At 68.2% G+C, this 25,543-nt stretch carries 27 protein-coding genes; 11 read left to right on the top strand and 16 right to left on the bottom strand.

What is annotated here, in order from left to right:
* Positions 1-9: 9 nt before the first annotated feature.
* The 10 genes from KHN96_RS12595 to KHN96_RS12550 all read right to left on the bottom strand — a co-directional run bounded on the left by KHN96_RS12595 (position 10) and on the right by KHN96_RS12550 (position 10,082).
* A complete protein-coding gene (locus tag KHN96_RS12595) occupies positions 10-270 on the bottom strand; it encodes a hypothetical protein (protein ID WP_045785749.1) in 261 nt (86 codons plus the stop codon).
* Between the two features lie 21 nt (positions 271-291).
* Positions 292-753 (bottom strand): hotdog family protein, encoded by a 462-nt coding sequence (locus KHN96_RS12590; RefSeq protein WP_045785750.1) that lies wholly within the window; start codon positions 751-753, stop codon positions 292-294.
* Positions 750-1,577 carry a beta-ketoacyl synthase chain length factor gene (locus KHN96_RS12585; RefSeq protein WP_062739095.1) on the bottom strand — a complete coding sequence of 276 codons (828 nt, stop codon included), beginning with the start codon at positions 1,575-1,577 and terminating at the stop codon, positions 750-752. The genes KHN96_RS12590 and KHN96_RS12585 overlap by 4 nt, the downstream gene beginning before the upstream one ends.
* Positions 1,574-2,776 carry a beta-ketoacyl-[acyl-carrier-protein] synthase family protein gene (locus KHN96_RS12580; protein WP_062739117.1) on the bottom strand — a complete coding sequence of 401 codons (1,203 nt, stop codon included), beginning with the start codon at positions 2,774-2,776 and terminating at the stop codon, positions 1,574-1,576. Before KHN96_RS12580 ends, KHN96_RS12585 begins: the two co-directional genes overlap by 4 nt.
* Positions 2,777-2,851: 75 nt before the next feature.
* Positions 2,852-3,715 (bottom strand): polysaccharide deacetylase family protein, encoded by an 864-nt coding sequence (locus KHN96_RS12575; protein WP_062739094.1) that lies wholly within the window; start codon positions 3,713-3,715, stop codon positions 2,852-2,854.
* Entirely contained in the window at positions 3,712-6,129 is a 2,418-nt protein-coding gene (locus KHN96_RS12570) for an MMPL family transporter (RefSeq protein ID WP_062739093.1), read from the bottom strand. Before KHN96_RS12570 ends, KHN96_RS12575 begins: the two co-directional genes overlap by 4 nt.
* 10 nt (positions 6,130-6,139) lie before the next feature.
* Entirely contained in the window at positions 6,140-6,751 is a 612-nt protein-coding gene (locus KHN96_RS12565) for a LolA-related protein (protein ID WP_062739092.1), read from the bottom strand.
* Complete coding sequence (locus KHN96_RS12560) at positions 6,748-7,710, bottom strand: lysophospholipid acyltransferase family protein (protein ID WP_062739091.1); 963 nt, start codon at positions 7,708-7,710, stop codon at positions 6,748-6,750. Before KHN96_RS12560 ends, KHN96_RS12565 begins: the two co-directional genes overlap by 4 nt.
* The gene (locus KHN96_RS12555; RefSeq protein WP_062739090.1) at positions 7,707-9,398 is read right to left on the bottom strand and encodes an AMP-binding protein; all 1,692 of its coding nucleotides are present in this window, start codon (positions 9,396-9,398) and stop codon (positions 7,707-7,709) included. Before KHN96_RS12555 ends, KHN96_RS12560 begins: the two co-directional genes overlap by 4 nt.
* A 27-nt stretch (positions 9,399-9,425) precedes the next feature.
* A complete protein-coding gene (locus KHN96_RS12550) occupies positions 9,426-10,082 on the bottom strand; it encodes a COG4648 family protein (protein ID WP_062739089.1) in 657 nt (218 codons plus the stop codon).
* Positions 10,083-10,486: 404 nt separating this feature from the next.
* Between KHN96_RS12550 and KHN96_RS12545 the strand changes: the two genes are divergently transcribed.
* Positions 10,487-10,747, top strand: a complete 261-nt coding sequence (locus KHN96_RS12545; RefSeq protein ID WP_045785759.1) for a phosphopantetheine-binding protein — start codon at positions 10,487-10,489, stop codon at positions 10,745-10,747.
* A 33-nt stretch (positions 10,748-10,780) separates the two neighbouring features.
* Positions 10,781-11,551: a glycosyltransferase family 2 protein gene (locus tag KHN96_RS12540; protein ID WP_045785760.1), complete on the top strand. Its 771-nt coding sequence runs from the start codon at positions 10,781-10,783 to the stop codon at positions 11,549-11,551.
* A gap of 11 nt (positions 11,552-11,562) precedes the next feature.
* Here the strand turns inward: KHN96_RS12540 and KHN96_RS12535 are convergent, their stop codons facing one another.
* Positions 11,563-12,138, bottom strand: a complete 576-nt coding sequence (locus KHN96_RS12535) for a TetR/AcrR family transcriptional regulator (RefSeq protein ID WP_045785761.1) — start codon at positions 12,136-12,138, stop codon at positions 11,563-11,565.
* Between the two features lie 290 nt (positions 12,139-12,428).
* Between KHN96_RS12535 and KHN96_RS12530 the strand changes: the two genes are divergently transcribed.
* Both KHN96_RS12530 and KHN96_RS12525 read left to right on the top strand, forming a co-directional pair.
* A complete protein-coding gene (locus KHN96_RS12530) occupies positions 12,429-13,010 on the top strand; it encodes a tetratricopeptide repeat protein (RefSeq protein ID WP_062739088.1) in 582 nt (193 codons plus the stop codon).
* Positions 13,011-13,161: 151 nt separating this feature from the next.
* Complete coding sequence (locus KHN96_RS12525; protein ID WP_045785763.1) at positions 13,162-13,995, top strand: hypothetical protein; 834 nt, start codon at positions 13,162-13,164, stop codon at positions 13,993-13,995.
* Positions 13,996-14,100: 105 nt separating this feature from the next.
* Here the strand turns inward: KHN96_RS12525 and KHN96_RS12520 are convergent, their stop codons facing one another.
* From KHN96_RS12520 to KHN96_RS12510, 3 genes are read right to left on the bottom strand one after another with little or no spacing between them, the layout of a single operon-like run.
* Complete coding sequence (locus tag KHN96_RS12520) at positions 14,101-14,907, bottom strand: c-type cytochrome (protein ID WP_102080714.1); 807 nt, start codon at positions 14,905-14,907, stop codon at positions 14,101-14,103.
* Between the two features lie 47 nt (positions 14,908-14,954).
* The gene (locus KHN96_RS12515; RefSeq protein WP_045785764.1) at positions 14,955-15,368 is read right to left on the bottom strand and encodes a DUF6691 family protein; all 414 of its coding nucleotides are present in this window, start codon (positions 15,366-15,368) and stop codon (positions 14,955-14,957) included.
* A gap of 1 nt (position 15,369) precedes the next feature.
* A complete protein-coding gene (locus KHN96_RS12510) occupies positions 15,370-15,804 on the bottom strand; it encodes a YeeE/YedE family protein (RefSeq protein WP_062739087.1) in 435 nt (144 codons plus the stop codon).
* A gap of 147 nt (positions 15,805-15,951) precedes the next feature.
* On the opposite strand from KHN96_RS12510, the gene KHN96_RS12505 reads away from it, so the two are divergent.
* Together KHN96_RS12505 and KHN96_RS12500 are read left to right on the top strand one after the other, a co-directional pair.
* Positions 15,952-16,902 (top strand): alpha/beta hydrolase, encoded by a 951-nt coding sequence (locus tag KHN96_RS12505; protein ID WP_062739086.1) that lies wholly within the window; start codon positions 15,952-15,954, stop codon positions 16,900-16,902.
* Between the two features lie 51 nt (positions 16,903-16,953).
* The gene (locus KHN96_RS12500; RefSeq protein ID WP_045785767.1) at positions 16,954-17,748 is read left to right on the top strand and encodes a hypothetical protein; all 795 of its coding nucleotides are present in this window, start codon (positions 16,954-16,956) and stop codon (positions 17,746-17,748) included.
* 3 nt (positions 17,749-17,751) lie between these two features.
* On the opposite strand, the gene KHN96_RS12495 is transcribed toward KHN96_RS12500, so the two are convergent.
* Complete coding sequence (locus tag KHN96_RS12495; protein WP_045787757.1) at positions 17,752-18,261, bottom strand: gluconokinase; 510 nt, start codon at positions 18,259-18,261, stop codon at positions 17,752-17,754.
* A 235-nt stretch (positions 18,262-18,496) separates the two neighbouring features.
* Here KHN96_RS12495 and KHN96_RS12490 point away from each other — a divergent pair, with 235 nt between their 5' ends.
* The 5 genes from KHN96_RS12490 (at position 18,497) to KHN96_RS12470 (ending at position 24,047) form a co-directional block, all read left to right on the top strand.
* Positions 18,497-20,212 (top strand): AMP-binding protein, encoded by a 1,716-nt coding sequence (locus KHN96_RS12490; RefSeq protein ID WP_062739085.1) that lies wholly within the window; start codon positions 18,497-18,499, stop codon positions 20,210-20,212.
* 699 nt (positions 20,213-20,911) lie between these two features.
* The gene (locus KHN96_RS12485) at positions 20,912-22,198 is read left to right on the top strand and encodes a hypothetical protein (RefSeq protein ID WP_211888718.1); all 1,287 of its coding nucleotides are present in this window, start codon (positions 20,912-20,914) and stop codon (positions 22,196-22,198) included.
* Positions 22,199-22,321: 123 nt separating this feature from the next.
* Positions 22,322-22,756: a hypothetical protein gene (locus tag KHN96_RS12480; RefSeq protein ID WP_045785770.1), complete on the top strand. Its 435-nt coding sequence runs from the start codon at positions 22,322-22,324 to the stop codon at positions 22,754-22,756.
* Between the two features lie 16 nt (positions 22,757-22,772).
* The gene (locus KHN96_RS12475) at positions 22,773-23,456 is read left to right on the top strand and encodes a C39 family peptidase (RefSeq protein WP_062739083.1); all 684 of its coding nucleotides are present in this window, start codon (positions 22,773-22,775) and stop codon (positions 23,454-23,456) included.
* Between the two features lie 45 nt (positions 23,457-23,501).
* The gene (locus tag KHN96_RS12470) at positions 23,502-24,047 is read left to right on the top strand and encodes a hypothetical protein (RefSeq protein ID WP_062739082.1); all 546 of its coding nucleotides are present in this window, start codon (positions 23,502-23,504) and stop codon (positions 24,045-24,047) included.
* A gap of 1 nt (position 24,048) precedes the next feature.
* Here the strand turns inward: KHN96_RS12470 and KHN96_RS12465 are convergent, their stop codons facing one another.
* Positions 24,049-25,359 (bottom strand): acetate kinase, encoded by a 1,311-nt coding sequence (locus tag KHN96_RS12465; RefSeq protein ID WP_062739081.1) that lies wholly within the window; start codon positions 25,357-25,359, stop codon positions 24,049-24,051.
* Positions 25,360-25,543 lie beyond the last annotated feature (184 nt).

Below are 25,543 nucleotides of genomic sequence, written 5' to 3'. Positions count from 1 at the left end.
CCCGGGGCGCTAGTCGCTCTCACAAGGCTTCTTGAAGACATGTTTCACGCCGCACTTGGTCGCATGCGCCGCGTTCTTCACGCCATGGCCCACCGCGCGCGCGGCGTTGGCCGTGGCATGCCCGACTTCCTTTGCTGCATGCCCCGTTTTGCGCGCCGCTTCTTTCGTGCCCTGCTTGATGTCCTGCTTGGCCTCAGAGAGGTCAGCGTGGGCGAGCGCACTCCACAGCGCGAGCAGCAGCGCGGGGATCAAAAGCAGACGGCTTTTCATACGGAATCCTCTCAAACAGGTTCATGCAGCGGACGCGTCGAGCACCACGGCGGCGCGCCCGGTCAACAGGAGGCGCTCGCCATCGCGCACCGTGAATCGGTACAGCACGTTGTTGCCGTCGCCGCCGATGCGTTCGGCCTCGACATCGAGCGGCGCGTCGATCGTGTCGAGCCGCGGGACGTGCGCCTCGACGCTGCGCACGCTGGCGAGGAACCCGGCGCGGGGACGCCGCTGGTCTGCTGCGCACAGGGCGCCGTGCACCGCCATGGCCTGCGCCGCGTACTCGATGCCGCAGACGGCCGCCAGCCGTCCGTGGGCGCGCAGCGGATTGGCCGGGTCGCGGTGGCTGGTGGCCGTGCAGTGGACGCGCGTATCGCTCCAGCCGACGACGGCGTCGAGCAGGCACATGGTGCCGCTGTGCGGAATGCGCGCCGCGATCCAGTCGCGGTCCAGCGGCGGTACCCGTTGCGAATCTGGGCTCACGACGCGCTGGCCTGCATGGTGGACGTGCCCAACGGCGTGAGGTCGACCTGCAGACGCGTGTCGGGCAGGTAATCGAGCACGAGGTTCGTGGCGCGCTGTGTGGCCAGCGCCTGCAGCAGCGGCAATGCGCGCGCGGCGGGGTTGCCCTGACGCAGCGTCTCGAGCGCCGCATCCGCGAGCGTGGTCGGGGGTGTGTCGCTCAGTGCGACGTCGATGCGGGCGAGCGAGCGCGGGCCCGCTTCGCGCGCCAGCACGAGGGCCACCGCAAACGCATCGGGCACCGGGCGGACGGCGTGCAACGGCTCCGGATATGTGCCGTCATACGCGACCAGCAGGGTCGGCGTGCCATCGGCCGCCACCTGGCAGACAGTGTCGAGCAGGCCAGCCGCAAAGCTGCCGTCGTGCGCGCACAGCACGTTGGATGGCGCCCGGGCCTGCGTGGCGATGCTCCAGTAGCCGGCCGGCGCGTTGTGCACGGAGTTGTGGAAGCGCGTGGGCGAGAGCTTGCGGTCGTCGCCGGCCAGGGTTTCGCAGATCGCGTGGCAGTTGTGGCCGTCGCCGCCAGACGAACTGAACACCGTCGCGAGCGAGGCCGCATCGCGCCCGCTACCGGCGACCGCTTCGCGCCCCACGGCCAGTGCAAGCTTGACGACCGGCCCCGTGCGGCGGCGCTCGATGGCCGGCAGGCCGGCGGGCGGCGGCAGCTCGGTTGGCGCGTGCGTGTAGGCCGTGCGGCCCGCAAGCACCTGGGCGGTGTGCGGCCACTCCGGCAGCCCCGGGCCCAGCACGCCGACGCTTTCGATGAATGCACTGAGTCGGGTCATGATGCGAGCCCTGCGCGGCCAAAGACCAGGCTGCAGTTCGTGCCGCCAAAACCGAAGGCGTTGCTCAGCGCCGCCTGCACGCGCGCGTTGCGATCGGAGGTAACGTAATGCACGCCGAGTGCGGGATCCGGCTCGGTGGTGTTGATGCCGGCGGGAACGAACTGGTGGCGCAGGGCGAGCGCCGTGATGACGGCCTCCAGCGCGCCTGCCGCGCCGAGCGTGTGGCCGGTCGCCCCCTTGGTCGAACTGCACGCCGTGCCGTCGAACAGCGCCCGGACGGCATGGGCCTCCGCCGCGTCGTTGCTGAGTGTGCCCGTGCCGTGCAGGTTGATGTAGTCGATGTCGGATGCGTCCAGGCCGCTGGTCGACAGCGCCTGCGCCATGGCCGCCTGTGCCCCGAGGCCCTCAGGATGCGGCGACGACATGTGATGCGCGTCGCTCGATTCGCCGATGCCGAGCAGCGCGATCGCATCGTCGTCGACGGCGTGTGAGGGCATGCGCTCCAGCAACGCAAACGCCGCCGCCTCGCCGATCGAGATGCCGTCACGCGCCACGTCGTACGGGCGGCATGGCCGGCGCGACAGCAGCTCGAGCGAATTGAACCCGTACAGCGCGGTCAGGCACAGCGAATCGACACCGCCCACCACCGCCGCGTCGATCAGCCCGGCTTCGAGCATGCGCCGCGCCGAGGCAAACACCTTGGCGCCCGACGAGCATGCCGACGAAATGGCCATGGCCGGGCCGCCGAGGCGGCAATACGCGCGGACGAACGCGGCGGGCGAGTAGATGTTGTGCGTCTGCGTGTAGCGGAAATCGCCGGGCAGCGCGCCGGACTGCGGATCGCGGTGCTGATAGGCGTGTTCGGTTTCGAGGATGCCCGACGTGCTGGTGCCGATGAAGACGCCGATGCGCTGCGCGCCATAGCGGGCCCTGGCCGATTCCACGCGCTCGGCAAAGCCGTCCTGTGTGAGACCGATCTGGGCGAGGCGGTTGTTGCGGCAATCGAACTCGGCCAGGTCGGAGCGCATGGGAGCGTCGTCGACGCCGTCCACTGCGCCGATCCAGGTGTCGAGTTCCGCCCGCGGAAAGTCGCACGGCGCGAGGCCGCCACGCTGCCCGCGCAACGCCGCCAGCGTGGCGTCAAGGCCACGTCCGAGACAACTCGTGGCGGTGAAATGCGTGACCAGTACGGGCTTCACTTGGGGGGCGCGGTAGGGGTGGGAAATGGGCTGCAGGCCGTTGCCGCAGGCCATGGCGTCAAGTCACAAATTTTATCAAATGGACATGTGCGGCTCGGCGCCCGGTGCGGCGTGGTCTTCCAGGCAATCGCGCAGCGTCGCGCAGCGCAACCGCGCCTGCCGGGCGGCCTCCAGCACCTTCGGCAAGACGGACAGCAGCACCGGTTCACCTTGTGCGTCGCGCGCGGCGTGACCGTCGTGCAGCAGCAGGATGTCGCGCCGTGCGAGGTGGTGCAGCAGACGCTGCGCGACGGCGTCTGCGTTGGTGGAGCGCGTATCGAAGCCGCGGCGCGTCCAACTGGCCAGCTGCAGGCCGAGCTGGCACAGCACCGGCTCAAGAAACGGATTGCGCAGCCCCGCCGGGGCGCGGAAAAACAGCGGCCGGGTGCCGGTGATCTGCGTGAGCGTGTCCTGCGCGGCGCCAATCTCCCTGCGCAGTGCCCCAGGGCCTTGCACCGAGAACGTGTGCCGATGCCGCTGGCTGTGGTTTTCCACGGCATGCCCGCGCGCGACGATGGCCTCGACGCAGCGCGGGTGGCGCAATGCCAGCTCGCCGATGCAGAAGAACGTGGCCTTGGCGTTGTAGCGGTCGAGCATGTCCAGGACGCGCGGCGTGACTTCCGGATCGGGGCCGTCGTCGATGGTCAGTGCGATCTGCGCGCCGGCCGTTTCGGGCAGCCTCGTCCAGTTCGGGCCGAGCCACGTGCTGCGGGGCCACAGGCCGGCGGCCATCAGCACCAGATGCGATGCGATGACGCTGCCCCCCGCCCACGGCCATGCAGCGGGCGCGGCCACCGCAGCGAGCGCGGCGCCGGCATGCACCGCCAGCGCGCCGCTGATGAGCGGCGTCGGCTTCCAGCGGCGTGCCGCAACGGCTATCGAAGCAGACGACGCGTTCATGGCGTGGCGGGGTCTGAGCATTGGCGGGGCGCGAGGATGGCAGCAAACACCAGCGCGAGCATGGCACCGGGGCCAACGGTCAGGCCGAATGTGCTGAGCAGCGGCACGTGCGAGAAGGCCAGCAGCCCAAAGCCGGCCACCGTTGCGAGATTGGCCACCAGCAGCGACACGAGCGTTTGCGTGCCGATGTGCTGCTCGGCCGTGCCCGCACGCTGGCTGAAGAACAGCGCATAGTTCGATCCGACCGCTACGATCAGCAGCATGCCGACCAGATGCAGGATCGTGAGCTGCACGCCGGCCAGCGCAAAGCCGGCCGCCACCACCAGCACCGAGCCGACGAGCGGGGCCAGTGCATGCACAGCGCGCCGTGCCGAGCGCAGCGCCACAAGCAGCAGCACGGCAATCACCGCAAAACCGGCGAGCGACAGGCGGATGTCCTCATGCACGTAGTCGACGTAGAGGCGGTCCGCCTCGGCCTTCAGATCGACGAACAGGGCACCGGACACGCCCGCACGCGCCACGGCGGCGCGGACGGGCTCGGCATCCAGGCTCGGCTGGTGGGATGCCGCCTTTGCGCCTGCCGGTGCACGCAGCGGCAGCATGGCGCTCCACTGGCCGGCACGTTCGGTCAGCAGCGCATCGACAGCCAACGCCATCGATGTGCCGTTCAGATCGGCACGCCGCAGCAGCGGCTGGGTGCGGGCAGCCGTGACGTCGGCGATGAACGGCGCGAAGCGCTCGGGTTTGACGCGGATCGCCTGGCCTTCGACGGCAGCGCGCATGCGTGCGGTCAGCGCGTCGGCGCTCGGCAGGCTGGCCAGGCGCGCACGCTGCGTCGCGTCGCTCGGCAGATAGCGCGCGGGGTTCTCGAAGCCGGCGAGCACGCCACGGTCCACCAGCGGCTGCAGCTGCGCGGCGATCCTCTCGGCGCCTTCCAGCGCGGCCTGCTCCGTTGCGCCGGGAATCACCACCAGATAGCGCACGTCCGGCGCCCCGACGTCTGCGCGCAGGCTCGCGTCGAGTGCCTGGCTGCTGGCGGGCACGGGGCTCAATGCGGCCAGCTCGCGGCTCCACAGGCCATCGCGATGCAGCGCCAGGACGGCGAGCGAGCCCGCGAGTACCAAGGCCAGCAGCCAGCGCAGCCGACAAGCCGTACCGGCCGCGCGTGCAAGCCATCCGCCCAGGCGCGACACATCGCGGATCTCCACGTGCCCGCTGTACAGATGCGGCAGCACAAAACGCGTGATGAGCGCCGCCGTCACGAGTCCCACGATCGAATACAGCCCGAGCTGCACCAAGCCGGGAAAGCCAGAAAACAGCATCGACGCAAAGCCGCACACCGAGGTCAGCACGCCAAGGCGGATGGTCGGCCAGTACGCGGCCACCCACGCCCGCAGGCTGTCACGCGGGCTGGTGCCGCGCGCGCGGCCGGACTGCACGAACAGATAGACCGAGTAGTCCACCGCCTCGCCGATGAGCGTGGTGCCAAAGCCGAGCGTGAGCCCGTGCACCGCGCCGAATGCCAGGCTGACCCCCGCCACCCCTGCGGCCACGCCCGAGAGCACCGGCAGCAGCCCGAGCACCACCGTGCGCGGCGAGCGGTACACCGTCAGCAGCAGCGCCACGACCAGCGCCAGGCTCAGCGTCGAGAGCCGCTCCACGTCATGCCGGATTGCGTTGCGTGTCTCCACGGAGAAGACGCCCGGGCCGGTCATCAGCAGCCGGGCCGATGCCGCATTGGGCGTGCTGTGCGAGGCGGCATCGAAGGCGCGGCGCACGGCATCCATGGCGCGGGCCTGGGCGTCGGTGTCGGAGCCCGCGGCAGCCGTCTGCACGACAAGCACGGCGCGCTGCCCGTCGCGCGCCGCCCACACGTCGTGCATCGACGACGGCAGCCCGGTGGTGTCGAGCTGGCTGACGAGCGCGGCCACCTCGCCCGTCGGGTCGCGCGGCAGCAGGTGCTTGGCGACGAGCCCGGCAGACGAACTCAGCAGGTCCAGGCTCTCGGCCAGTGCGGCGTGCAGGCCCTCGGCAGAGAAGCGCTGCGGCGTCACGGCGGGGCTGAGCACGTAGCGGTGCTCGAAGATGAACTGCCGGTCGCGCGCCTCGTTCACGGGCTCGCCGTTGTTGACGGCATGGAACTGCGGGTCGGCGCGCAGCGTCGCCGCGAGCTTGCGTGAGAGCGTCGCGCGCGTGGCCGCATCGCTGCCTTCAATGCCGACGAGGATGAGCCGTGACACCAGCCCCTCGCGCAGCTGGTCCACCAGCACGCGCTGCTCGGCGCTTGGGGAGCGCGGCAGGAACGCAGACAGGTCGGCCGTGAACTGCGCGCGCGACACCACGATCGCGCACAGCGCCAGGCCGGTCAGCCAGACCAGCACCGCGGGCCGGCGCAGGGCGTGCAAGCGTTCCATGCGGCTGCCTCTATGGGCGCCGGGCGGTACCGGCGATGCGCTGCAGCCGCATCACCGAATGGTCGCCGTCGGCCTGGCGGAGGGTGACGCTGCGCATCGCGTCGCCCGTGCCCTCGAGCGTGATCGAACTGACGACTTTCTGCATGCGCGCGTCGATGGGCGTGAGGGTGAGCGTCCAGTCGTCGCCGCGGCCCGCAATGGCAACCTGGTAGATCGCTTCGAGCGCGTAGCGGTTGCCGGCCAGCGTCGCGCGGATGCTGTCGATGAAGGCGTTGAGCTCCGGATACTGCGAAAGCGGCACGGTGAACCTGCGCTGGTTGCGCTCCACGGTCAGCTTGTCACCGTCGATGACCATGTGCTCCGGCTTGGGCCGCAGCGTGTGCTTTTCCAGATGGTCCGGCGCGACGAACACCAGCTCGCCCGACGACACGATCGGCTCGGCCGCGATCGACAGCGTCTTGGTCTCGATAAAGCTGGCGCGCCCGGACGTGTTGCGCGCAAGGGTGGACATCAGGCGGTCGAGCGTCCATGCGGTATCGGCGTGCGCGGCGCCGGCCAGCATGCAGGCAGCGAGCAGCGTGAGGCCGGCGCGGTAGAGACGAAATGGGCGCGTTGCGGTCATGGTGTCTGGGTGGTCTGTCGCTTGGCCGCGGTGCCGGCGGGTGCTGGGGCGGCGCCGGCATCGTGCCAGAAATCGAAGAAATTGAACCAGTTGTACGGCGCGATGCGGCAATAGCGCTCGACGCGCTCGACATAGCGCGCCAGCGCTGCCTCGACGGCGGCGGCGCGTTCCTCGCGACGGATGTCGGTGAAGTCGGCCAGCCGGTCAAAGTGGACGGCGTAGCGGTTGCCGCCCAGGTGCAGCCCTGTCATGAACAGCACCGGCCGCCTCAGCATGGCGGCCATGTGCAGCGGCCCCAGCGGAAACCCCGCCGGGCTGCCCAAAAACGCCATGCGCCGCACCGACGGGCCGGCATCGCGCAGCAGCGTGCGGTCGGCCAGCATGCCAACGAGCCGGTTGTCGTCGAGCGCATCGCGCACCTGCAGCATGGCGTCGACCCGCCCCAGCGGAATGACGTCGGGCGCCGCCGCGGGGTTGATGGCGGCAATGGCGGCGTTGATGTTGCGCGCGTTGTCTTCGTACATGGCGACGGCCACACGCAGGTCCGGTACTGAGCGGCCCAGCGCGCGCACGACCTCGAAGCTGCCGAGGTGCGCGCCGAGCAGAAAGGCGCCCCGGCCTTGCGCGAGCACGGCATGGACGTGCTCTTGCCCCTGCAACGCGATGTCGAAGAGATCGAAGCGCCCCGCGATCAGGTAGATGCGGTCGTGGATCGTCGTAGCGAACGTGAACATGTGGCGGAACACGTCGCGCACCCCGGCACGCCGGCCGAGCGTGCGCCGCAGGTAGTCGCGCGAAGCCCGGCATGCCGACGGCGAACACAGCACGAAGTACGCGGCGATCAGGCGCAGCAGGGCGCGCCCCAGCCGTCGCCCCAGCCGCAGCGACAGCCACGTCATCACGCGCAGCAGCAGCGCGTTGCTGCGTTCCGGGCGCTCTGCCCATTCGGGGCGCTTCATGCCGTCACGCCCTCCTGCACGCTCAGCACACCGCTGGCGACGTCGCGCTCGCCCGTGCGGATCGTGAAGACGATTGCGCCGCCGGCCGTGGTGTCAAACGTCACGTCGAGCGCGTCTTCCGGCTCTGCGGGGCTCAGGAACTTGGCCGAACGGATGCGGCAGGCATCGAGCGAGCGGCCGAGCGCCGCACCGATGAGCCCGATGGCGCGATCGAGCAGCACCACGCCGGGCACGATCGGGTGCCCGGGAAAATGACCAGGCAGGGCGGGGTGGCCGGCCGGAATCGTGAACCGCAGGACGCTCTGCCGAGGCGGGCGCGACGCATGCCGTGCCACCAGCGCCGCGAGGACGTCGCGCTGGAGTTTGCCGGTCTCGTTGCGCGGCAGCGCGTCGACCAGCAGCAGGGGGCGCGGCAAGAACGCGGCATCGACGCGCTCGTGCAGCGCGCGCAGCACGTCCGCCGCCGCCAGCTCTGGCGCGACCACCAGCGCCACCAGACGCGTGACCGCCGTGCCGCCGTGCGCGTGTGGGGCCGCCGGGGCGGCGTCGGGCATGAAGAACACGCCGTCCACCACGCCCGGGATCGACGTGAGCTGATGGTTCAGATACGCCAACGAAGAGCGCTTGCCCGCAATGTTGATGAGATCGGCCTTGCGTCCGTGCAGGTGAAAACGCGTGTCGTCCAGAAGCTCAATGGCGTCGCCCATCGGCACCGGCGTCTGCACGTGGCCGCCGCTGACCCATATGGTCGGGCCCTCGTCACCCGCGGTGTCGGGACGCGCCTGCATGCGCACGTCCGGATACAAGTGCCATGCGGTTTCGTTGGCGCTGCGGCGACTCGCGATCTGGCCGGTTTCGGTGCTGCCGTAAATCTCGATGAGCGGTGCCGCGAGGCGCGACTCTGCCTCCCGTGCGAGCGCTTCCGACAACGGCGCCGTGGCCGACAGCACGAGCGATGCGCAAGGCAGTGTCGGCTCCGATGCCAGCAGCGCACGCAGGTGCACCGGCGACGTCACCAGCACGCGCGGCTGCGGCACGGCGTCGAGCGTCTCGCGGATGTCCGCCGGATAGAACGGCTGTCGGCTGCTGAATGCGAGGCCGGCCTGCAGCGCCAGCAGTACCGTCATCTCGAACCCGTACATGTGCTGCGGCGGCACTGTGCCGACCAGCGTGACGGGGCGTCCGTCATCGAGCCCAAGCCGCGCCGCGGCGGTGTGCATGCATTGCACGAGGGCGCCCCAGGTCTTGCGATGCGGCACGGGCGTGCCGGTGGAGCCGGAAGTAAAGAGCACCGCCACCGGCCGCGACGCCTCGATCTGCGGCACGGCAGCGGCCGGCGCATCCGCGGCCAGATCGTCGGGATAGCGCAAGCCCGGCAGTGCGACGGGGCAGTCCTCGGTGTCATACAGGCAGAAGACATCCGGCGCGAACGCCGCGAGCTGGCGCACCATCTGCGCGGTCTGCATGGGCGGCAGCAGGCTGACCTTGCGGGCCACCAGCGTCGCGCAGACGCCCACGGCGAACCGGTAGCGGTCGGTGCACGCGTTGAATACGTGGGCGCCCGCAGGCAGTCTTGCCGCCAGCGCGGTTACATCGGCCACGAATGTGCGCACGGGCACGGGCGTGCCGTCGCGCCATGCGATCGTGTCATCCAGCGAGCGATGCGAGACGAGCGGGTAGGTGGGCATGCAGGACATTCCGGGGCGATTCGCGACTCAGCGGGGGCGGCCCGTGGCACCGTGCGCGGATTGGCGGTAGGCGCGCACGGCGTCGAACAGGTTGGAGCGCGGCGCGTCGCGCAGCACGATGCGCCGGCAGAGGTATTCCACCACGAACATCGCGCCGACCAGCGGCAGCGACACGTAGTTCGCGAACGTTGACCACGTGACGGTGGATGCCAGGGCAAACAGCGCCGTGGACGTGGCGGCCGTCGCCACGAAGAAGAGCGTCCACGCCCACGTGACCTGCCGCGAATACCAAGCGATGCGTGGCGTGAGCGTACCGTGCACGATGCGCGCGAATTGCGTGCACAGCGGTTCGCGCCCAGCCTGCAGCGTCCGGCCGAAGAGATAGGCCATCATCAGGTTGAAGGTCGCGTGCTCCAGGTACAGGCCCCAGTCGAAATGGCGTGCCAGCGGCTCGCGCATCGTCCAAAGCGCGCCGCAGAGCACGAGCCACAGCGGCACCAGCCACGCGCGCTGCACAGAGCGCGCGGCGGCCAGCAGGGCAATGGCCAGCGGCGGCACCAGCGCCATCGCCAGGCCCAGGCCATGCGCGCCAGGCGTCGCGACCGCATGGTGCGCACCGACCTGGTATGCGACGACGGCCGCCACGCCCGCGGTGCCGTGTGCAAGGCGGAGCAGTCGGCTCATGGCAGGACAGGGCATCGTCGTGTGGAAGGGGTCAGGTTCATCATAGGCACCGCGCTTGCACGGTCGGGCGGCCACATTCTAGGGCCGCGCGGCCGGGTTGCCCGGCCCGGCGGCGGTGTGTTTGTAACCGGATGTACGCGGCCTTCCCGCCCGGGACGGCATGCGGGGCCCGTCGGATGGCGCCACGACGGCTGCTGAATCGTTTGCGTCACATGGCCCGGGGGCGCGCCGGCATGAGGTCTTGTCACGGTTTGCGGCTATACGCGGTGTGACCCTTCGTCTAGAATCCGCCTAGCTTAAACGACCCCCTTTCACAGGCGGGGCAAGACAGGGCTTCGGGCGAGGAGAACGACGTTGTTTCTGGCCGCATTCCCCGCTGCAGGCTGCCTGTGCATGCAAGACCGATGAACGATCTGGAAAAAGAGCTCGCCGTGCTGATGATCGGCGAACTGAACCTCGAAGACATCCAACTCGATTCCATCACGGCCGATACGCCGCTGTATGGCGAAGGGTTTGGGCTCGACTCCATCGACATCCTCGAAATTGCGTTGCTGATCTCCAAGAAGTACGGCTTCGAACTGCGTTCGGGCGATCCGGAGAACAAGAAGATCTTCGCGTCGCTCGGGGCCCTCGCGGCCTACGTTGCCGCGCACCGTACGCGCTGATCCCAGCACCGGACGTCCCGCCGGACCGACGCCATGCCGATGACCGGCGCCTCTTCGACGCATCTCGTCCTCATTCCGAGCTACAACCCCGGCCGCAAGGTCGATGACGCCGTGCGCGCCGCCCGCGCGCAGTGGAACCCCGTGTGGGTGGTGGACGACGGCAGTACCGACGGCAGCACCGAGCGGCTGCGGGCCATGGCTGAGCGCGATCCGGGGCTGCACGTGATCGTGCTGCCGCGCAATCGCGGCAAGGGCGTGGCGATCCTGGCGGGACTGGAAGCCGCTGCCGCGCAGGGCTTCACCCACGTGCTGACCATGGACGCCGATGGCCAGCACCCCACCGACCTCATCCCCGCCTTCATGCAGGCTTCATGCGCGGCGCCGGACGCGATGGTGCTGGGGCAGCCGCTGTTCGATTCGAGCGCGCCGCAGATTCGCGTGCAGGGCCGGCGCCTGTCCAACGGCTGCGCAGACATCGAAACGCTGTGGGCGGGTATTGGCGATACGCTCTTCGGCTTTCGCGTGTACCCCATTGCGCCGCTGGCGGCGATCATGCGCCGGCATGCGTCGATGCGCGGTTTCGACTTTGATCCGGAAGCGGCGGTGCGCCTGTGCTGGGCCGGCGTGCGGCCGATCCGGCTCGATGCCCCTGTGCGGTACTTCCGGGCGGACGAGGGCGGGGTGTCACATTTCCGCTATCTGCGCGACAACGTCCTGCTCGTGGGCATGCACCTGCGATTGCTCGCCGAAGGGCTGGTGCGGCTGCCGTCGATGATCGCGCGCCGGCTGCAGCGCGGCTGGTAGCTGCGCCGTGTCTACGCAGGCGCGGTCGCCCGCGCCTGCTCCAGCAGCGCCCGCGCCGCCTCCCAGGCCCGTGAAGCCGCAGATGGATCGCCAATCGCCCGGGCGTCGGCCGTGGCGCCGGAAAGCAGCATCACGTACACCCCGGCAAGCTGGCGTGCCGCAGCGGCCGGCACCACGTCTTTGAGCAGCGTCTCGATCATGGCGAGCAGATCGTCGCGGTAGCGGACCGCCACGTCGGTCACCCGCGGGCAGGTCGCGCCAAACTCGGCCAGCGCGCGCTCGAACAGGCAGCCCGCGAATTCGGGGCTGCGGAACCACGTCTCGTACCAGTCGAAGATGCCCTTGAGGCGGGCGGTGGCGTCGGGCAGGGGGCCGAGCTTGTCGGCCATGCTTTGCATGATGAAGGTGTAGCGCTGCTCCAGGACTTCGCGGATGAGGTCTTCCTTGCCGGCAAAGTGCCGGTAGAGCGTCATGCGGGCAACGCCGGACTCGTCGATGATCCAGTCGACGCCTACGGGATGAAAGCCGTGCCTGGAAAAAAGCTCACTGGCCTTGTCCACGACCTGCTGGCGCTTGCTTGCGCGCATTCCCACTTCTCCTGATTGCTGGGCGGCATCTTAGCACCGCCCCCACGCCCCGACCTGGCCCGCCACGGGTTCCCAGTGTGTTGTTGCTCGCGCAAACGTTACGCTTTAATAACACACCACCCACGCGTTCCCGCTAAAGTAGAACGATCTATATCAATTGCACACCATGTGTGCTGCGGGGGCGGGGAACGAGCGTGCGCCATGGCATCTCACCCGGTCGACCACAACAAAAATGCAGCCGTTTCCAATCGATTCTGAAACGGCTTGGACAACATCCGAGGGGCTGTCGCATGCGTTATCAATGGCTTGCACTTGGCGTTGTATTGGCGCTGGCCGCTTGTGCCCAAACTCCGCCGCCCAGCTCGACCGTACGGGTCTGCGACAGCCGCGGATGCGCCGATCGCCCGAAAGACCAGGTGTCGTTCGACGCCAAGGACGAGGTTCCTGAAGACCCCCGGATCGCAGCCCTGAAGGACGCCGCCAAGCGCGAGCCCAAGGCTGCCTACGATCTCGGCCTGCGCTACTTCCGGGGCGATGGCGTGCGTCAGGACAGCTACCAGGCGCTGAACTGGATGCGCGAGGCCGCCGAGCGCGGCAACCTGCAGGCGCAGAAGGCCCTGGGCGCGTTCTACCTGTTCGGGCTGGAAGAGATGGGCTCCGACCCGCGCGAGGCCGAGAAATGGCTGTCGATCGCCGTCAGCCGCGGCGACAAGGAGTCGAAGAAGCTGCTTGAAGAAGCGCGCGCCGCCAGGAAGTCCGACGAAGACGATTTCAAATGGCGCTCGCAATGGCGCAATACGTATTACGGCTATTGGTATTCCGGCTATCCGTATCTGGGCGTCTGGCGCCAGACCACCTGGTATTGGTATTGACCCACCAGGCCATTTGCTTCACAGCGTTTTTCGGGCGAACGGCGGAAAAGGGAGAAAGCCAGTCCGCACACCGCACGCCCAACCAAGGGGGGCTTATTGAGTCGTAGGACGCATAAGCCGAACATCGACGCAATCTGAGCCATCCAACAACATGAAGACCAACCTTTTCAGCCGCACCGCCAAGCTTGCGGGAGCGGCCCTCCTCAGCGCTTCCCTCGCGGCGTGCGCGGGCGGCGGCATCGTCAGCCCGGGCGGCCAGAACGCCGGCGTGACCGGTGCGGCAGCCGGCGGCTCCAGCGTGGGCGCCGACCCGACGCTGGAGCGCTGCGCTTCGCCGCTGGGCACCATTGCCATGGACGACGGCCGCAACGCCGACTGGTACGGCCAGTTCGGCAGCGCCACCAAGGTCACCACCATCGACCCCCTGCTGCGCATGGCCGTGCAGCAGTCGAACTGCTTCGTGATCACGTCGATCGGCAACCAGAAGACCGACGCACGCCTGTCGCGCATCACCGATCTGCAGCGCAACTCCGGCGAGTACCGCGCCGGTTCGAAGCAGCACAAGGGCCAGCGCGTGGCGGCCGACTACTACATGGAGCCGCAGATCATCATCAACGATTCACCGATCGGCGGCGTGGCCGGTGCCGTGGGCGGGCTGCTGGGCAACAGCGCCATCGCCGCGCTGGCCGGCAGCGTCAAGTCCAAGGCGTCCGTGGTGACGCTGACGCTGTTCGACGTCCGCTCGGCCGTGCAGATCGCGGCAGCCGAGGGCAGCTCCACCGCCACCAACTACGGCGCTGTGCTGGCCGGCCTGGGCGGCGGCGTGGGCGGTGGCCTGGCCGGCTTCTCTTCAACGCCGGAAGGCAAGGCCACGGTGGTCGCCTTCATTGACGCGTGGAACAAGATGGTCGTGGCGTTGCGCAACTACAAGGCGCAAGACGTGAAGGGCGGCCTGGGCCGTGGCGGCCAGCTCAAGGTCAACTGATCCAAAACGGGGATTCACGCAGAAGAGGCGCACAGCGCCCTGAAGTGCCAAAGCAAAAAGCCTGCAGCGCAACCGCTGCAGGCTTTTTTTTCGGCACGCGTTGTCTCAGCGGGCGTCCTTGGGCCGATCACCCTTGGGCCAATCCTTCGTGCGTGCCGCAAAGTCGGGGCGGGGCTGGTGCGTAAAGAACGCGGCAACGTCCACCGCCTCCTGCGCCGTCAGCGTACCGCCCTGGCCCAGCGGCATGTTGTGCTTGACGAATGCCGCGGCGGTATACGTGCGGGCCATGCCTGCGCCCACGTTGAAGGCATCCTTGCCCCACAGTGGCGGCATGGCGTATCCGCCCTGCGGGTTCGGCAGCCCCTGGCCGTCCGCGCCATGGCATGCGGCGCAGCGTTGGGCGTAGATGGCTTTGCCGTGCTCGCGGTCGGGCTTGAGCGCGGTATCGATCTTCTCGAAGCCGCGCCCGGTCACGTTCGTGCCGGTCGGCACGCCGCTGGAAAGCCATTTCATGTACGCGAGGATGGCGTTCATCTCTTCACCGTCAAACGCCAGTGCCTTGCCGTTCATGGAGCGCTGGAAGCAATCGTTGACGCGCTCCTGCAGCGAGATCACCTTGCCGCTGCGCGACCGGTATTCCGGAAACGCGCCGGTCAGCCCGACCCACGGCGATGCGTACGGCACCGTGCCGCCGTTGAGGTGGCAGCTCGTGCAGTTCAGGCCATTGCCCACGTTGCCCGGCAACTGGCGCTTGGTATCGGTAAGAATGAGCCTGCCGCGCTTGATGGCGTCGCCCATCGGGCCGGCGGGAATGGTGGCTTCGTCCGGCACGGCGAGTGTGGCCGCGCCCTGTGCGATGGCCGATGCGCTGACGGCGAGCGCCAACGCGGCGCCCACGGTGCGAAAGATCATGCTGCCCCCTGTGAGGTGATGTGGATGTTGTAAGAAAGAACGGCCGGTCAGCGCCGGTGCTCCAGCCAGCTGAAGGCGGCCATGCCTGCCAGCATCGCGGCGACAAAGCCGCCGGCCTTTGGCACGCCCGCGCCCAACGCCACCAGGGCCGGGCCGGGACAGAATCCCGCCAGGCCCCATCCGATGCCGAAGACGGCGCTGCCCAGCACCAGCCGTGCGGACACGCCGGTCGCAGCCGGCCATTGAATCGCGGTGCCGAGCCACGTGCGAGCGCGTCGCCGCGCCATGAAGAAGGCGACCACGCCCACCGCAATCGCGCCCGCCATCACGAAGGCCAGCGACGGATCCCAGCTGCCCGCCAGATCGAGAAAACCGAGCACCTTGGCCGGATTGGCCATGCCCGAGACAATCAGCCCCGCGCCAAACAGCAGCCCGGCCACCAGCGCAATCAGAACGGCCATTTCAGCCTCCCATCGCGTGGCGTGTCACGAACACCGTGACAACGCCCGCGGCCATGAACGTGAGCGTCGCGACCAGCGAGCGCACCGAGCCGCGCGAAAGCCCGCACACGCCGTGGCCGCTCGTGCAGCCGCCCGCATAGCGGGTGCCGATGCCCACCAGGAACCCCGCGATGAGGACTTCGCCCCAGCCGGCGGTGATGTCGGGCACCACCGCGTGGCCAAGGGCGCCAGCGAGGATCGGCGCGCCGACCAGCCCCCCCAGGAAGGCGACACGCCATGCAGCGTCGCCACACGGGCGCTGCAGCAGCCCGCCGAGGATGCCGCTGATGCCGGCGATGCGGCCCATGGACAGGACCAGCACGGCTGCCGCCAGCCCGATGAGCAGACCGCCCGCCAGTGCCGTACCCGGCATGAAATGCGCGAAATCCATCGACATGAGAAGAAGAAGGGAAGACATGAGCGGAGATTCCGGACACTATATAAATTTGTAGATTGTTTGCCAAGCGGCCGGTGGATGGAAACGGCAGGTTGCCCAAGACTGTCCGTGCCCTTACGCTGGGGCTTTCGAGCAGAGGGTCGCCGGATGAGCTGGCAGAACTGGGTCGTCTCGTGGATGGTGCGCAATCAGGTCAAGAAGCCGACCGAGCGGGAGCCCTTCGACCCGATCGCCACGCGCCTGAACGCCGAGAAGCGCACGATGCCGCGGCCGGTACGGCTGCCGGCGGACTGGCGCATCGTGCCGGCCAACAGCGGGCTCACCGGCGAGTGGATCGAACCGGCAGACGCGAGCCTGCACGGCGACGCCCCCGTGGTGCTGTACCTGCACGGCGGCGGCTATTTTTTCTGCAGCCCACGCACGCATCGGCCCATCACCATCGGCCTGGCTACGCATGCGCGGGCGCGCGTGTGCGTGCCCGACTATCGCCTGGCCCCGGAGCATCCGTTTCCCGCGCCGGTGGAGGACGCGCTGCTCACGTACCGGACGCTGCTCGCGCAGGGCGTGGCACCGGCCCGCGTCGTTGTCGCCGGGGATTCCGCAGGCGGTGGCCTGGCGCTCGCACTGCTGGTGGCGCTGCGTGACGCTGCGGATCCATTGCCCGCCGGAGCGATCCTCTACTCGCCGTGGACAGACCTGGCCGCCACCGGGCAAAGCCTGATCGACAACGATGAATCGGACGTGATGTTCCGCGGCGCCTGGATGGCCCACGGCGCTGCGCTGTACCTGGGCGATTCGGGCGCGCCGGCGGACCATCCGCTGGCCTCGCCGCTGTATGCCGACTTCACCGGCCTGCCGCCGCTGCACTGCTATGTCAGCGACACCGAAGTGCTGCGCGACGACACCCTCCGAATGGCCGAGCGCGCGCGTGCCGCTGGGGTATCCGTTTCGGTGAAGATGGGGCGCCGGCTTCCGCACGTGTGGCCGATCTTCTATCCTTTCTTACCGGAAGCGCGCATCGCACTGAGGCAATCGGGCGAGCAGATCCGGCAGCTGGTGAGGGCCCGCGCAGAACGGGCCCGATCGACACCGGCATGATCCGGAACGCCAATGCATCGGTCGCCCCGGATACACGAACGGGGAATCGAAATGCGTCGGGTGGTGATCCTGGGTTTGGTGCTGGCCGCGGTGACAGGCGCGTGGCATTGGAGCCGCATGCATCGCACGCATCTTGCCGACGTGCGCTTCGCCCCGATCGAGAGTGTGGCCGCCGCGACCGGTGCGCCCGCACCCGCCGCCAACAAGGCGCATTGGCTCAAGGCCTGCGACAGCGCGCTCGGGCCTATGCACGTGAACGTGCGGACCCGCGAAACGCCGCTGTCGTTCTCCAACGACCGCTCGGTCGATCAGCTCACCGCCGAGGCACCGCCGTACGATCGCGCCGCGCGCGTGCTCGGCAAGACGTATGCGACCCTCTCCGCGCGGTTTTCAGTCACCAGCCGCTACATGGACATTCCCACGCAGCCGCGCACCACCTGCCTGCGCCCGTCGGTGGATGTGGAGTTGATCCTCAGTGATTTTCGGGTGGCGGTGGCCCGTGAATTCGCACCGGGTAGCTGCGCTCACGACGCCGTCCGCGCGCATGAACTGCGCCACGTGGCCGTCAACCGCGCCGTGCTGCCGCGCGCGGCCGAGACGATCCGGCAGGAGATCGAGAGCGAATATGGCGGACGCCTGTACTTTGGCAACCCGGATCGCATTGCGGCTGATCTGGAAGCGGCGCTCACGCGCCATTGGCTGCCGCGCGCGCAATCGCTCATCGAACTGGGGCTGCAGGCGCACGAACAGATCGACACGCCGCGCGAAGAGGCACGCATGAGCAGCGTATGCAACGGCGAGGTGCAGGCCGTGCTGCAGCACGTGCCGGGCGAAATGTCGCGGTGACAGTCAGGCCGCGGGCCGGTGCGCGGCGCGCGCCTGCAACTGCACGACGGCCTGCTCGACGATCACGTCGGGCGGCAGCGCGATGTCGACGACGATGGCGTCGGTCGGCTCTTCCAGCGCATCGAACTGGCTGCGCAGCAGGCTCGGGTTGAAGAAGTGGTCCTTGCGGGCGGCGAGCCGGCTTTGCAGCAGCTCGAAGCTCCCCTTCAGATAGACGAATTCGGCATTGCCCGCGGGGCCGCGCAGCACATCGCGGTAGCGCTGCTTGAGCGCCGAGCATGCCACCACGAGCGACCGGCCGCCGCTGGTCGTTTCGTCCATGTACGCGCGGATGGCTTCGAGCCAGGGCTTGCGATCGTCGTCGTTGAGCGGGATGCCGGCGTGCATCTTGGCGCGGTTGGCGTCGCTGTGGAATTCATCGCCGTCACGGAACGCGCAGCCGAGCCGCTCGGCAATCTTCTGGCCCACTGTGGATTTGCCGCAGCCCGAAACACCCATCACTACAACGATCATCGTCAACCCTACGTACGGAAAAAAAAGCGCAAAAGTCAGGCCGGCATGGTAGCGCGTTGATGCAAACAGGCACGGATTTTTGCTGCTGCGGTGCAGCAATCGTTCCGCCGTATTGTTCGCCCTGCGGGCGGATTGCCAAATGCGTCAAGCTGCGTCAAATTCCATGCAACGCTGCACGAACAGCCATTCATAACGAGCGAGGCCCACAAGGCCCAATTGATCGCAGGAGACATTCATGGCAGGTGAAGGTTTTGACTCCCGACCGCGCGGCGGTGTGTCGTACGTGGTGGGCGATACGTCGGTGCCGCTGGCGCACGTGACGGTGTCGGCGCTGCTGGCCGACACGGTGCGGCGCCATCCGGACGCGGAGGCCGTCGTGTTTCGCGAGCAGGGCGTGCGCTGGACGTGGCGCGCGTTTGCGGAGCAGGTCGATGCGCTGGCAGCGGGCCTGCATGCGCTTGGCTTGCAGCCCGGAGACCGCATCGGCATCTGGTCGCCGAATCGCGTCGAGTGGGTGCTCACGCAGTTTGCGACGGCGCGCCTGGGCCTCATCCTCGTCAACATCAATCCGGCGTATCGCTTGTCGGAGCTGGAATACGCACTGAACAAGGTCGGCTGCAAGGCGATCGTGGCGGCGGAGGCGTTCAAGACGTCGCGCTACCTGGAGATGCTCCAGACGCTGGCGCCCGAGCTGGCTACCGCGCAGCCTGGTGCACTGCAATCAGCCAAGCTGCCTGCCCTGCGCTGGGTCATCCGGATGGGCGAGGCCAGCACACCCGGCATGATCAACTTTGCCGACGTCATCGCGCACGGCAAAAACGTATCCGTTGATGCGCTGGATGCGATCACGAATGCGCTGTCGCCGGACGACGCCATCAACATCCAGTTCACCAGCGGCACGACGGGCGCGCCCAAGGGGGCCACGCTCACGCACGTGAACGTCGTCAACAACGCGCGCTTCGTTGCCATGGCGATGAACCTGCGCGAGGGCGACCGGCTGTGCATTCCCGTGCCGCTGTATCACTGCTTTGGCATGGTGATGTCGGTGCTGACGTGCACGGCCACCGGCGCCTGCATGGTGTTCCCCGGAGAGGCGTTCGACCCGCTGGCCACGCTGCGCACCGTGGCCGACGAGCGCTGCACGCAGCTGCACGGCGTGCCGACCATGTTCATCGCGCAGCTCGATCATCCGGACTTTCGCACGTTCGATGTATCGAGCCTGCGCGGCGGCATCATGGCGGGCTCCCCATGCCCGATCGAGGTGATGAAGCGCGTGGTCTCGGAGATGAACCTGCGCGAAGTCACGATCGCCTACGGCATGACGGAGACGAGCCCCGTGTCGTTCCAGAGCGCGGTGACCGACCCGCTCGACAAGCGCGTGACCACCGTCGGCCGCATCCAGCCGCATCTGCAGGTCAAGCTGGTGGATGGCGCGGGCAACGTGGTGCCCGTGGGCGAGAAGGGCGAGCTGTGTACCAAGGGCTATTCGGTCATGCTCGGCTACTGGGACGACGAGGCCAAGACGGCCGAATCGATCAAGGATGGCTGGATGCACACGGGCGACCTCGCCACGTTCGATGCCGAGGGCTACTGCAACATCGTCGGCCGCGTGAAGGACATGCTCATCCGCGGTGGCGAGAACGTCTACCCGCGCGAGATCGAGGAATTCCTCTTCCGCCATCCGAAGGTGCAGGCCGTCAATGTATTCGGCGTGCCCGATGCGAAGTACGGCGAAGAGGTGTGCGCGTGGATCGTGCTAAAGCCTGGCCAGCAGGCCACGGAAGACGAGATCCGCGAGTTCTGCAAGGGGCAGATCGCGCATTACAAGATCCCGCGCTACATCCGCTTCGTCACCGAGATGCCGATGACGGTGACGGGCAAGGTGCAGAAGTTCGTCATGCGCGATCGCATGATCGAGGAGCTCAAGCTGACGGTGGCGGCCACGGCCTGAACCGGGCTTGCGGTTTCGCGGTTGAAATGCGAACGGGTCGCGCGCGGCGGCGCATCGCTGTCATGACGATGCTGGCCGCGCGCGGTTGCTTTCCGCCCGCATGGGCGCCCGGCGTAGAAACCGAGACGCGTTTGCCGCATGCGTCTTCGCGATAGGAAGCGCTCGCAGTCGAGCAGAAACGCAAGCTTGTGCGCGGGCGATGTGCGTCTCATCGCGGCGTGCCACCGCACGCGACGTGCGCCACCGGAGGCCGGGCGGCCGTGCCCCGTCGCTCACGCAATGTGAGCGACGATGCGCCGATGTATCACCGCTGAAACACCTTCCGAATCGCCCCTCCCGGACACCGTGGCCGCGCCAATCTCGCGTGCGGCTTGCCTCTTCGCGCAAACCCATGGATGCCGTGATCGCGCGCGGGCCACGGCGGTGTATCGGCGCTGAAACCGAACGGGTGCAAGCGGACCTCCAAAAGTGACCCGCCACAACAGCATTGCACCCCAAGCCCCGGGCACATGGGCGGGCCGCCGGTGAATGTTTCGCGTTTTCAATCGCTTAGGACGGGCACGTGGAGCCGGCCGCCAGGATGGCACCGATTATGCAAACGAGGCGCCCCGGGGTGGGTCATGTTTTTCCCACAGGCAAGGCGCACCGGCCTGAGCGGCTGCGCTTCCCGCCGTCCCTCTCACCTTTATGGAGTGCGTTATGAAGAAGACCTTACTGGCCACCGCGATCGCCATGGGATTGGGGGTCTCTGGCGTTGCATGGGCCGACATCGGGAATACGGCGTCCGGCGCGGGCGACAAGACCCAGACCAACACGTCGACCATCACCAGAACCAATACCAGCACAGACACGACGACGAGCACGGCAACCACCACAACCACCACGGCAACCGACAACTCGAATCAGCACAACAACCAAAGCCAGGGCAGCAACCGCGACAACAGCGGCTGGGCCAACGCTGACGGCTACGGCACCGCAGCTGCCAACAACGGCGGCACGGCGACGGCAACGTTCACCAACTCCTTCAACACCAGCAAGGCGATTGCCGTCTCCAAGCTCGACGGCGCCGTGACCAACATCAGCGTATCGGGCATCGGCAATGTCGCTACCAACAATGGCGGGTCGGCCAATGGCGGCGCCGGCGGGCGTGGCGGATATGGCTACGGCGGCACGGGCGCCGGCGGCAGCGGTGGTGCGGGCGGCGCCGGCGGCAGCGGTGGCGCGGGCGGCAGCTCGGGCAGCGTCACGCACGGCAGCGCGACCAACGGCGGTGCCGTGGCGGGCAACGGCGGCAATGGCGGCAATGCCGCTGGCGATGCCGGTGGCGGCGGTAACGGCGGCAGCTCCGGCACGCTGTCTGCCAGCCTGGGCGCAGGGCTTGGCGGCGCAGCAGGCAGCACCAGCGCAGCTGGTGGCGGTGGCGGCGGAGCGGGCGGCACATCCAGCGCCAGCGGTGGGGATGCGAACCGCCATCGCGGCACTGGCGCGGCCACGGGCGGCGGCGCATCGGCCGGCGGAGCGGGCGGGGCTGGCGGGGCCACCACCAGCGGCACGGCCACGGCCTCCGCGGGTGCGGGCACGGGCACGAGCAGCGCCACCGGCACAAGCACGGGCGGTGCGGGCGCCGCCGGCGGTGCAGCCACCAACGTGGCAGGCACGGGTGGGGCCAGCGGCAGCGCCACCAACGGCAGCGCTACCAACGGCTCCGCGTCGACAACGGCAGGCAACGGCGCCGTGGGTGCAGTCGGCGCGGCCGGCGGTGCCGGCGGCGTTGGCAACGGCGGCGTCGGCAATGGCGCGGTCGGTGGCACGGGCGGCGCTGGCGGTACGGTCGTGGTGGATGCAGGCACGTTCAACATGTCCAACGCCATGACCAGCGTCGGCCAGTCTGCAGCAGGCGTGATGGTGGCGAACCAGAACAGCGGCTTCGCTTCCCTCATCCAGCAAAGCATCAACGTGCAGGCCAACCTGAATGTGGGCAAGTAGCCCGGTACGGGCATGAGCGGGGAAGTGCCGCGGCGCAAGCGATGAAGCTTCGCGCATGACGGTGGATGGGGCCGGACTGCAGCGGCGGTCCGGCCCGCAGTTGGAGCGTAGAGGAGACACTCGATGCGATCCGACAGAAGAACCACAGCAGGATGGGCGGCATGGTGGCTGGCATGCGGCCTGGCAGTGTGGCCAGCGGCAGCAGCGATGGCAGCGGACGATGTGCCGATCGCAGACGGTGCGCAGGTCGCCAACACGGAAGCGGCGCGTCCCCCGGTCGCCGCGGCCGTGTCGGTGCCTGGGTTCGGTCATGCGGTGGGCGCAGATCGGCTCGACAGCTATCGCGGCGGCACGCAGGATCTCTACCAGACCGTCAATGACGCGCGCCTGTCGGGTACTGTGAGCGACAACGCCGCCGTGAACGTGGCGACGGGGTCGAACATCGTGCGCGACGGCTCGTTTGCCAATGCCAGCGGGATCCCCACGGTCATCCAGAACAGCGGAGCGAACGTGCTGATCCAGAACGCCACCATCGTCAACGTGCAGTTCCGGCCTTGAGCTTGTGAAGGACGGAATGATGCGCAAGACGCTGGGTGCGGTGCTGATGGCGCTGGCGTGCGGGCCCGCGTGGGCGGGCGCGATCGACATGCTCGGCACGGGCGGCGGCACCTATGCCGTGCCGGTGACGAGCATGAAGGCCGCGCGCTACCTGCGCACCGTGCATCAGCGTTTCGACTTCAGTTGCGGGTCGGCCGCGGTGGCGACGCTGCTCACGTATCAGTACGGCTACCCCGTGAGCGAGCAGACCGTGTTCCAGGCCATGTACGAGCATGGCAACCAGGAGAAGATCCGGCGAGAAGGCTTTTCGCTGCTCGACATCAAACGCTATCTGGCCTCTCTGGGCTTTGAGGCGGATGGTTTCGAGCAGCCGCTGGATGCATTGAAGGACGCCCACTTGCCGGCCATCGTGCTGTTGACCGAGAACGGCTATCACCACTTCGTGGTGGTCAAGGGCGTGCAGGAAGGGCGCGTGCTCGTGGGCGATCCGGCCATGGGCACGCGTGCGATTCCGCGTGCGAGCTTCGAGAGCATGTGGGACAACCATTTGCTGTTCGTCGTCCACAACCGCGAGGCGGGGGCGACGTTCAACGCTTCATCGGACTGGCGCGTGGCACCGCGTGCGCCGCTGGAGGAAGGCATGGACCGCAGCGGCCTGGGCAACATCGTCGTTCCCAAGCATGGTCCGTCCGACTTCTGAGCGTCGTTTGCGGGTGCTCATTCGCTGGTCGGGCAGGAGGGCATCATGAAGCGGTTTGGCAAGGTGGCGCGGGCTGCGGGATGTGCAGGATGGCTTGCGCTGGCTGCGGCCGGGCATGCGTGTGCGGCCGGCATGGACAGCATGGACAACAACCCGGTCCATGCCTGGCACGCCGTGTCCGAAGACAAGCTCGACGACATGCGCGGCGGCTTCGATGTGCCCGCGCTTGCAGGGCTGCACATCTCGTTCGGCATCGACCGCGCGGTCTACATCAACGGCGAGCTGATGGCGAGCGCATCGGTGAACATCCCCGACGTGGCACGCATGACGGCCACGCAGGCGCAGCAACTGGCCTCGGTGGTCAACACGGTCAACCTCGTGCAGAACGGCCCGAACAATGTCGCGCCGCCCGATGTGGGCGCCGGCGCGGCTGCAGCGGCCACGGTCATCCAGAACAGTCTGAACAACCAGACGTTGCAAGCCGTGACGACGATCAACGCAGCGGTCAACAGCCTGCCGCAGTTCCGGCAGCTGAATCTCTCCAACGTACTGCAGGGTGCCCTGGCCAACGTCGTCACCCTGCTGCACTGAGCTAGAACTGGATCGGCAGACGCAGCGTGACGGTCAGGTCCGGCGTGTCGCGCGTGAGGCCGGCACCCACCGACAGGTTCAGCGTCATCTTGGGCGAGAGCCGGTACGAATAGCCGACCAGCAATGTGCCGAGAATGGTTCGCACCGAGCCCGGCACGCGTTGGCCGTTCTGCTTGGTCGGCGCGATGATGCTCTGGTCGTAGCCGATGGAGAACGACGCCTTTTCGTTCAGCGCCAGCCCCATGCCGAAGTTCAGGCCGATGATGTCGCCGGCCTTCACGTTGCCCAGGAACTGCTTCGAGCCGTCCACGAGGTTCAGGCTGACATCCTTGCGCTCGAAGTTGTGCAGGTAGCTGATGCTGCCGAAGAACACGGCGGGGTCGGTCGGGAACAGCCACGTCAGCCCCGGCTGTACGGCGAAGAACCCCGAGCCCGTCGGCTGCTGCAGCGGCAGGCCGGTGCCGGTGGTATTGCTCACGCAGCGCGTCACGCAATCGGTGGTGACGTCGAACGGATCCTTGCCGGTGCGCGTCTTGAAGCGCAGCCAGCCGATGTAGAACGGCTTGTCGACGCCGCCCGCATTGAGCTGGTAGCGCGCGGTCAGCTCCACATCGCCGATGCCGTGCCCGTGCGAGCTGAACGCATTATCCGTCGCCGTGCCGGTGAACAGCTCGCGGCTGACGGTGTCGCTCGTGCTGTAGACATAGGGCACGCGCGCCTCCAGTTCCCAGCGTCGCGCGAGCCCATAGCGCACGGCCACCGTACCGGTGAGCGTGGTCGTCTTGACTTGTCGTACGTCGATCAGCCCGATGAGCAGCGCCGGGATGATGGTGTAGCCCACCAGTGCCACGCGGTCCGACGACGAATAGGCCATCTGCAATGACGGCTCGACGACCACCTTGCCCGGTGGTGTCAGGGCGCTTGGCTCGTCGAAGATCTGCGCGATGCGCGGCGGCTGGTCGGAAGGCTCCGGCGGTTTGCCGACGGGGGTGGCCGCCGGCTGATCGGTCTGCGCGATCTCCGACGCATCGCCCGCCGCGCCCGGTGCCCCGGCACCGCGCACGGTGTCGAGCCGGCCTTCGCTCATGCCGAGCGCGCGCCGCATGCGCCGCAGATGCGCTTCCTGCTGCTGGATCGAGCGCTTGAGCTCCTGCAGGCGCGCCTGCGTATCGGCAAGCTCGCGCTGCAGCGCTTCCAGGCTGGGCGGCTTGTCGTCCACCGGCCCGTTGGCTTGTGCAAGTGCCGACCTGCCGCATAGCAGCAGGCATGCGCACGCAACCGCGTGAAGCGGCCCCCATGGTGCGTTCTTCATGGCGATGTCCCCGTCGAGAGCGCCCTGTCCACGAAACGCGGATGGGCCCTTCACGATTTCCCCCGGGTGGCGGAATGCGGATACCACTATAGGCGAGCGGGCGTGAAACGATAGGGCGCCGGCGTCCACAAAACGGACGAGGCCGGCGCGCCCGTTCGGCGGATCGCCCGGGCAACAAAAAGGC

It is taken from the genome of Ralstonia mannitolilytica, from assembly GCF_905397375.1.
GTDB classification, from domain to species: domain Bacteria; phylum Pseudomonadota; class Gammaproteobacteria; order Burkholderiales; family Burkholderiaceae; genus Ralstonia; species Ralstonia mannitolilytica.
Note: the sequence above shows the minus strand (reverse complement) of the source record. Positions and strands in the feature narration are given on the sequence as shown.

Excerpts from the sequence above, each read along its gene's own strand:
- KHN96_RS12595 (WP_045785749.1), bottom strand. The coding sequence starts at position 270 with ATGAAAAGCCGTCTGCTTTTGATCCCCGCGCTGCTGCTCGCGCTGTGG.
- KHN96_RS12585 (WP_062739095.1), bottom strand. The coding sequence starts at position 1,577 with ATGACCCGACTCAGTGCATTCATCGAAAGCGTCGGCGTGCTGGGCCCG.
- KHN96_RS12575 (WP_062739094.1), bottom strand. The coding sequence starts at position 3,715 with ATGAACGCGTCGTCTGCTTCGATAGCCGTTGCGGCACGCCGCTGGAAG.
- KHN96_RS12570 (WP_062739093.1), bottom strand. The coding sequence starts at position 6,129 with ATGGAACGCTTGCACGCCCTGCGCCGGCCCGCGGTGCTGGTCTGGCTG.
- KHN96_RS12565 (WP_062739092.1), bottom strand. The coding sequence starts at position 6,751 with ATGACCGCAACGCGCCCATTTCGTCTCTACCGCGCCGGCCTCACGCTG.
- KHN96_RS12560 (WP_062739091.1), bottom strand. The coding sequence starts at position 7,710 with ATGAAGCGCCCCGAATGGGCAGAGCGCCCGGAACGCAGCAACGCGCTG.
- KHN96_RS12555 (WP_062739090.1), bottom strand. The coding sequence starts at position 9,398 with ATGCCCACCTACCCGCTCGTCTCGCATCGCTCGCTGGATGACACGATC.
- KHN96_RS12550 (WP_062739089.1), bottom strand. The coding sequence starts at position 10,082 with ATGAGCCGACTGCTCCGCCTTGCACACGGCACCGCGGGCGTGGCGGCC.
- KHN96_RS12545 (WP_045785759.1), top strand. The coding sequence starts at position 10,487 with ATGAACGATCTGGAAAAAGAGCTCGCCGTGCTGATGATCGGCGAACTG.
- KHN96_RS12540 (WP_045785760.1), top strand. The coding sequence starts at position 10,781 with ATGCCGATGACCGGCGCCTCTTCGACGCATCTCGTCCTCATTCCGAGC.
- KHN96_RS12535 (WP_045785761.1), bottom strand. The coding sequence starts at position 12,138 with ATGCGCGCAAGCAAGCGCCAGCAGGTCGTGGACAAGGCCAGTGAGCTT.
- KHN96_RS12530 (WP_062739088.1), top strand. The coding sequence starts at position 12,429 with ATGCGTTATCAATGGCTTGCACTTGGCGTTGTATTGGCGCTGGCCGCT.
- KHN96_RS12525 (WP_045785763.1), top strand. The coding sequence starts at position 13,162 with ATGAAGACCAACCTTTTCAGCCGCACCGCCAAGCTTGCGGGAGCGGCC.
- KHN96_RS12520 (WP_102080714.1), bottom strand. The coding sequence starts at position 14,907 with ATGATCTTTCGCACCGTGGGCGCCGCGTTGGCGCTCGCCGTCAGCGCA.
- KHN96_RS12515 (WP_045785764.1), bottom strand. The coding sequence starts at position 15,368 with ATGGCCGTTCTGATTGCGCTGGTGGCCGGGCTGCTGTTTGGCGCGGGG.
- KHN96_RS12510 (WP_062739087.1), bottom strand. The coding sequence starts at position 15,804 with ATGTCGATGGATTTCGCGCATTTCATGCCGGGTACGGCACTGGCGGGC.
- KHN96_RS12505 (WP_062739086.1), top strand. The coding sequence starts at position 15,952 with ATGAGCTGGCAGAACTGGGTCGTCTCGTGGATGGTGCGCAATCAGGTC.
- KHN96_RS12500 (WP_045785767.1), top strand. The coding sequence starts at position 16,954 with ATGCGTCGGGTGGTGATCCTGGGTTTGGTGCTGGCCGCGGTGACAGGC.
- KHN96_RS12495 (WP_045787757.1), bottom strand. The coding sequence starts at position 18,261 with ATGATCGTTGTAGTGATGGGTGTTTCGGGCTGCGGCAAATCCACAGTG.
- KHN96_RS12490 (WP_062739085.1), top strand. The coding sequence starts at position 18,497 with ATGGCAGGTGAAGGTTTTGACTCCCGACCGCGCGGCGGTGTGTCGTAC.
- KHN96_RS12485 (WP_211888718.1), top strand. The coding sequence starts at position 20,912 with ATGAAGAAGACCTTACTGGCCACCGCGATCGCCATGGGATTGGGGGTC.
- KHN96_RS12480 (WP_045785770.1), top strand. The coding sequence starts at position 22,322 with ATGCGATCCGACAGAAGAACCACAGCAGGATGGGCGGCATGGTGGCTG.
- KHN96_RS12475 (WP_062739083.1), top strand. The coding sequence starts at position 22,773 with ATGATGCGCAAGACGCTGGGTGCGGTGCTGATGGCGCTGGCGTGCGGG.
- KHN96_RS12470 (WP_062739082.1), top strand. The coding sequence starts at position 23,502 with ATGAAGCGGTTTGGCAAGGTGGCGCGGGCTGCGGGATGTGCAGGATGG.
- KHN96_RS12465 (WP_062739081.1), bottom strand. The coding sequence starts at position 25,359 with ATGAAGAACGCACCATGGGGGCCGCTTCACGCGGTTGCGTGCGCATGC.